Origin of the sequence: Hydrotalea sandarakina (genome assembly GCF_003254115.1) — a bacterium.
In the GTDB taxonomy this organism is placed as follows: Bacteria; Bacteroidota; Bacteroidia; order Chitinophagales; family Chitinophagaceae; genus Hydrotalea; species Hydrotalea sandarakina.
The window spans coordinates 512,769-519,750 of record NZ_QKZV01000002.1 but is presented as its reverse complement, the minus strand read 5'-3'; the positions used below and the strand labels follow the sequence as shown (position 1 = coordinate 519,750).

The window sequence follows — 6,982 nt, the reverse complement described above, 5'->3', positions numbered from 1 at the left end:
GTGGCACCTGTTACACCTTGAATACCTTGTGGACCTTGAGGACCCTGAGCTCCTTGAGGACCAGTATTTCCAACCGCACCTGTAGGACCGGTAACACCTGTAGCCCCCATAATGGATTTTCCTGTACTGTTCCAAACGCCAGCAGACTTAGTGTATAAAATACCGCTATTATTATCAATATAAGTATCGCCATTGTTTCCTAAACTATTAGATGGGATACCAGCACCTGTTAAAACAGAAAATCCGGCCGCTCCAGTAGCGCCGGTTGCACCCATTAAACTATTTCCTGTACTCGTCCAAGTACCTCCAGATTTCGTATAAATAATTCCGGTTGTGTAATCAATATATGTATCCCCATTATTACCTAAACTATTACCGGGAACGCCACTTCCACTCAGTGCTGAGCTGCCGGTAAGTCCTGTTGGACCAGTAGCACCGGTGGCCCCTTTTAAAGAGGCACCACTATTAACCCAGGTACCTGCATTTTTTGTATAAACATTGCCGGTAGTAACGTCAATATAACTATCACCATTAAATCCTAAAGTATTAGAGGGAACACCTGATCCAGTTAAAACATTTGTACCCGGTGTTCCAGTAGTTCCCGTAGCACCGGTTGGACCCGTAGCCCCTGTTGGTCCTTTAGGGGAATTAAGTGCATATAACGCATACGGAACACTTAACATTTCGGAAGCTCCCATGTTTACATAACCCTGACCTAAATCAATTTCGGTTTGTATGTATTGTTGTAAAGGACTAGCCCAATCTATATCAGTGAATTTTGCACTGGTTGTTGGAGTACCTTTTCCAATATCTAAATAGAAAAGACCATACTGATTTGTAGTAACAGTTTGAACTTCTTGGTATTCTAAAGTTCGATTGGGACTGGTTCCAAGCAAAATGCTAATGCGCACATTGATTTGTTGATTACTTAACAATGCGCCGTTCAGACCACGTGCAACGGCCTGATACTTGAATGACTGTGGTTGAGCATAGGAGGATACTACAATACCAGTCAATAAAAACAAGGTTAGTAAAATTCGCTTCACACTTCCAAGGTTTAGGTTGTTATCTCAATACGTTAAAATCCCATTAACAGTTTATACTACAAAAGTAAATATAATCATAATAAGATGTTAAACGTTACAGCAGGTGTTAAATTTTATGTGACACTAAAATCACCCATTTTTATGAAATTACAAACGCATCAACTTCAACTCGCCGCGGAAATTTTTATCACTTCTTATTCTGATAAAGTAAACTGCACGTGCCAAATTAGTTACATCTAAATCCACATACAAGAAGTTGTGATTAAAATATTCAACAGTAGTTGTTTGTACAACCCTACCCAAAGCATCGATAATGTCAATGGTATATGTTCCATTCGGTACATCTCTAAATCCTAACTTGGTTTTCCCATCAATGGTAGGGTTAGGAAATAATACAAAATAATTGCTGGAATCACGATATATATTCTCTTGAATCTCAGGATCAGGTTGTTGAAACCCCGCAGTTAGGGCTTTGCCTTGGAAAACATTTGGGAATAAATCAGCTACCGGTTCACCCACAGTGAATGAAATAGCAATGCTACCTTGATTGGTATAACCACCTGCGGTAGCTACAACTTGACGCTGAATAGATTGAGCAGATACAGATGTATTTACAGCGAAGATTACTGCTAAAATTACTATAAAATTGCGTAGATTTCTATACATGCTTGTAGTGATTTGACTACAAAGATAGTAAAAGTTTTCAAGGTGCCAAATTTTTATAAAAACTACATTAAATTTTCATTATCAACCACAAATTTTTATTTACTTCTATTACACTTTTTGTAAACATAAATTGTGTACTCAATACACAAAAAGAGGGTACGTAGCTTTTGAATTGGAAAATTTGTTGTTCTAATTGAATTGCAGAAGCTTACTTAAGGTTATAGGAACTACTTTTTAAAAAAAGTTTGTTTTTTTCCAGCCCCTATATGTTTTTAAATGAAACAAATTCACTTGATTCAATGATATTTTGATCGTTAAGTAATTATACATTTATTTAATGTATAATTACTTAAAAAAGTTAATTTTAAATTAAAAAACATCCCCTACTTATGGGTAGTAATGCCAATATTCAGCTTTAGCAATCCCTTTTTGGAAGTATCCTTACTATTTTGTAATTTTTTATGTTTTTTGAAGAGAAAAAGACAAAATGCTGATTGATAATACTATTTTTTTGAAATTTGCCAAACTTTATATTTAAATTGAACTGAAAAGCCCAGAAACACCCTGTAACCAAACACATATGAAAGAACCGAAAAATGTGTATTTTCTAATAATCATTTTGTTAGTAACATCCATTGTTTATTGGAATCATTTTAACAACACTTTTCATTTTGACGACTCGCACACCATTTTAAATAATGTTTACATACGAAGCTTAAAGAATATTCCAAGCTTTTTTATTGACGGTACTACTTTTAGCTCTTTACCACAGAATCAATCATATAGACCTTTAGTAAGTTTTACATTGGCAATTGATTATTGGCTGGCCGGAGGTTACAACCCATTTTGGTTTCAAATGGATGATTTTATTGTTTTTTTACTGCAAGGTATTTTGCTATTTTATTTCATTTGGCAAATATTTCAATTAACGCAGAATCAACCATCAAAAAATAAATGGTTGGTAGGTTTTGGGGTTTTATGGTACTTAATTCATCCCGCCAATGCAGAAACCATCAATTATATTATTGCGCGAAGCGACTTGCAATCGACCATGTTTGTAGTCTTAGCTTTTGTTGTGTATCAATATTGGCCCAACTTCAGAAAAAAATATTTATACCTTATACCTATTATAATTGGGAGTTTGGCCAAACCTACTGCGGTAATGTTTGCGCCTATTTTCTTTTTCTATTTGTTATATTTTGAATACCAACTGAACTTGCAACAACTATTTCAAGCAAAATACAGGCAGCAAGTAATTCAACTCCTCAAAAAAATAATTCCTGTATTTATAGTATGTGGATTAATATATGTATTCATTGATAAAATGACTCCGCCAAGTTGGATTCCCGGTGGAAACTCTGCGCTTCAATATCTAATAACGCAGCCTTACATTATTGCACATTATTTTGGTATTTATTTTTTACCCATAAAATTAAGTGCCGATACAGACTGGGGGTTACTGTCGGGCATAACAGACCCTAGATTTATTGCAGGTATTTTATTCGTAACAGCATTGCTCATTGTTGCTATTATCACATCATTCAATAAAAAATGGCAGCCCATTAGCTTTGGCATTTTTTGGTTCTTTTTAGCTTTAATTCCCACTTCCAGCATTTTCCCTTTGGCAGAAGTATTAAACTACCACAGAATTTTCTTTCCTTATATTGGCTTGATGATAAGTGTAGTTTGGGCAGTCGGATTATTTTTAGAGCCATTGAAAATTTGGTTAAACCGAAAAAAATTACCTTATAAAACGTATGTTGCAATTGCAGCACTTTTATTATTAGGTGTATATGCTTATGCCACTATTAATAGAAATAAAGTGTGGCACACTGAAGAAAGTTTGTGGAAGAATGTAACCGAAAATAGTCCGAATAATGGAAGAGGATTAATGAATTATGGATTAACCCAAATGAATAAAGGTGATTATGCCACTGCCGAAAAGTACTTTATTCAAGCATTACAATTGCTACCAAACTATCATGCCTTACAAATAAACTTAGCAATTATTAATGACATTAAAGGCGATACTACCGCCGCTAGCACCTATTTTAAAAGAGCATTAGTTTTAGGTCCTGCTTATCCTGAAAGCTGGTTTTTTTATGGAAGATATTTAATAAATCATCAGCACTATACGGCAGCAATCCCCTACTTACAAAAATCGTTGGAATTATCACCTGCACAAATAGATGCCAGAATGCTTTTAATGCGTGCTTATAGTGAAACCGGACAATGGTCTGCCTTAAAAAATTTAGCACTGGAAACACAAAAGTTGATACCTGATAATGCATCAGTTAAAGAATATTTGAGTATGGCTGATGCACAGAAAAATGGTTTAGATATGCAGGAAAGTTTAATTGATGCACAACCTGATGCCAATAAATACATTGATTTAAGTTTAGGCTATTATCAAAAAGGAGACTATGCTGGATGCATTAGAGCGGCAGAAAAAGCATTAAAAATCAAGCCCAACTTTGCTGAAGCATACAACAACATTGGATCCAGTTACATTGCTTTGAAAGAATATAATAAAGCTATACCCGCATTACAAAAAGCTATTGAGCTAAAACCTGATTTTACAATTGCAAAAAACAACCTTCAGTTAGCTTTAACTGCACAAAAAAAGTAATATCAACCTTTATATTCATTAAAAAAAATTAAACTTTTTAAACATATAAAAAATGAATCAAACTAACACTAACAGCAATATGGAAAGCAATACCATCAGCCCATTAGTAAAGCGAATATTAATTATTGCAGGAATTGTTATTGTTTTGGCAATTCCAATAGCCATTTTAATTTCAAGTACACCCAAAAGCAACAATAAAAAAACTGAAAAATCAAATACAGACAGTCTCAACAATTTATTGGCCAGCTTAGAAAAAGCAGCCAATGTTAATCCGAATGCAGCAAATATATTAGCATTATCTGCTGCATACATTAATGCAAAAATGCCTGGAAAAGCCATTCAACCTTTAAAAAAATTAATTAAAAAAGAACCCAATAATGCCAATGCCTATAATAATTTGGGGGTAGCCAACATTATGTTGAAGAATTATACATTGGGTATTGATGCATGCAAAAAAGCTATTAGTCTTGACACTAGTTTTCAGTTAGCAAAAAATAATTTGAAATGGGGCTTAGATGAAAAACAAAAAACCATTAATATCATTAATACCTTATTGACAACATCACCCGATAAGCAGGATCAAGCTTTTTACATTCAACTTGGACTTCTTTACATGCAAGTAGGTGAGTATAATAAGAGTATAGCCATTTGGAGTGATGGATTGAAAAAATATCCTTCAGCAAGTTCCATATTTTACAATAATATAGGTACAGCTCAGGTATTCAATAAAGAATATGATAAAGCCATTGAAAATTTCAATAAAGCACTTGCTACAGATCCTAATAATCAACTAGCTAAAAATAATATAGCATGGGCTCAACAAGAAATGGATGATAAGTAAATAAAATACTTAATCAAAAATAATTTTGTAAAAGAAGGTTTGCATGAATTTTTTAAAACAAAACTATTATATCAATATCATTTCAATTATATGTGTTTTAATTGGGTCTTATTATTCATTCCACTTTATTAATGAACCACTTATTGGTGTAGATGATGCAAACATTATATTTGTTTATGCTAAAAATTTTGTGAACGGACATGGTATTGTTTACAATGCAGGTGGAGAACATGTTGAAGGATTTACCTCTTTCTTATATTTTCTAATTTGCAGTGCATTTTATTTGATTAGTCCCAATCCTGAAATTTTAATTTTTCTGTTTAATTTAATTATAGCAATTGCAAGCACATTGCTCATTCAATACGCTATTCAACTATTATCCAAAAAATTAGATTTTAGCAAAACCATTACTTTTTGTTTACAAATAGGATATTTAGCATGGCTTATCAGCAACCCATTATACTTTGGATGGATCATTATTTCATTAATGGACGCCGGGATATACAGCTTTATTCTGATAGCTATTTTTACTTTCTTTATTGAGTTAGTAATTAAGCGCAATAATATCAATAAAAAAAAAGGAATTTTTCTTACAGTTTTAATTATTACGCTCATTTTAACCAGGCCTGAAGCAGTTATTTGGGGCTTAATGATTATCAGCCTATTTACCTTCATTGTTTACATACAAACCAACAATTTTAATGCAACAATTAAAACTATTATACTACCGGTAATTGGCTATACTGGCAGTTTTTCAATAATTACAACGTTTCGGTTAATTTATTTCAAATATCCTTTTCCTAATACATTCTATGCAAAAGTTTCTGCATCCATTTCTCAAACATTGAATGATGGATTCAATTATTTCGAAAATTTTCTAAATAGTTATAGCATATCTATCATACTATTTTTAGCAATTTCTTTATCATTGCTTTTAGTTGAATATATAAAAAACAAAATAAATATTATATTTTATGTAGGCTTAATAATAGTTCTATTCAATTTTACCGGTATAACCATCCCTATTGTAGAAGGTGCCGAACATTTTAATGGGTTTAGAATGTACCAACCAATTTACCCCATCATATATTTTTTATATCTTTTCCCTATAGTTTATGTAACGAAAAAAGTTTCGTTGCAGTATATCTATTTATTCTTGATTGCAGCAGGATTATGGATTACAAAAAACATATACCAGAATTGGTTGTATTTTAAAAATAGTCAAAATTTATACGGCCCAGTAGCTAATTATCAATTTAGTATTTCAAATGAATTTTATATTGCTGCAAATGAAAGAGAAAATGGAAAAAATTTATCAATCATTTTTGAAGACTCATTGCCAACCATTGGATATGGCTCAGCGGGCGGAATAGCTTATGCATATAAAGGGAATATAATTGATATGATGGGTTTGAACAATACGCTTATGGCACATGCCAACAACATAAAAGAGGGCCCGAAAGGTCATGAATCATTTGATAAAGAAACATTTTATGAATTAGCCCCTGAAATTTTGATGGCACAAGCATTGAAGACTAACTCAATAAATTTACAACGAACTAATGATTATTATACAAACCCCACTATGTGGGATAATATCATATTTAAAAACATATTTAATGATTCTAATTTTAAGGAAAAGTATCAATTAGCTGAAATCATCAATAAAGACTTCCCTGAATACGGCTGTGTAGGTTATTTCAGAAAGGATTATTTGAATTACTTAAATAATCAACCAAAATTCATAGTTCAACCATATGAATAATTGAATCGTTTAAAGTTATTGACACACAATAGTTA

At 32.5% G+C, this 6,982-nt stretch carries 4 protein-coding genes and 1 pseudogene; 3 read left to right on the top strand and 2 right to left on the bottom strand.

Annotated elements, in window-relative coordinates; translation table 11 throughout:
• Both LX80_RS05180 and LX80_RS05175 read right to left on the bottom strand, forming a co-directional pair.
• Positions 1-1,046 (bottom strand): annotated as a pseudogene (locus LX80_RS05180) (collagen-like protein); the annotation flags it as partial.
• 147 nt (positions 1,047-1,193) lie between these two features.
• On the bottom strand, positions 1,194-1,712 hold the full coding sequence (locus LX80_RS05175) for a T9SS type A sorting domain-containing protein (protein WP_111293967.1): 519 nt from the start codon (positions 1,710-1,712) through the stop codon (positions 1,194-1,196).
• A 580-nt stretch (positions 1,713-2,292) separates the two neighbouring features.
• Here LX80_RS05175 and LX80_RS05170 point away from each other — a divergent pair.
• Genes LX80_RS05170 through LX80_RS05160 form a run of 3 tightly spaced genes read left to right on the top strand, consistent with a single transcriptional unit; the run spans position 2,293 to position 6,947 of the window.
• Positions 2,293-4,341, top strand: coding sequence for a tetratricopeptide repeat protein (locus LX80_RS05170; protein WP_111293966.1), 2,049 nt, complete (start codon positions 2,293-2,295; stop codon positions 4,339-4,341).
• A gap of 52 nt (positions 4,342-4,393) precedes the next feature.
• A complete protein-coding gene (locus LX80_RS05165) occupies positions 4,394-5,182 on the top strand; it encodes a tetratricopeptide repeat protein (protein ID WP_111293965.1) in 789 nt (262 codons plus the stop codon).
• 43 nt (positions 5,183-5,225) lie between these two features.
• Complete coding sequence (locus tag LX80_RS05160; protein ID WP_111293964.1) at positions 5,226-6,947, top strand: hypothetical protein; 1,722 nt, start codon at positions 5,226-5,228, stop codon at positions 6,945-6,947.
• Positions 6,948-6,982 lie beyond the last annotated feature (35 nt).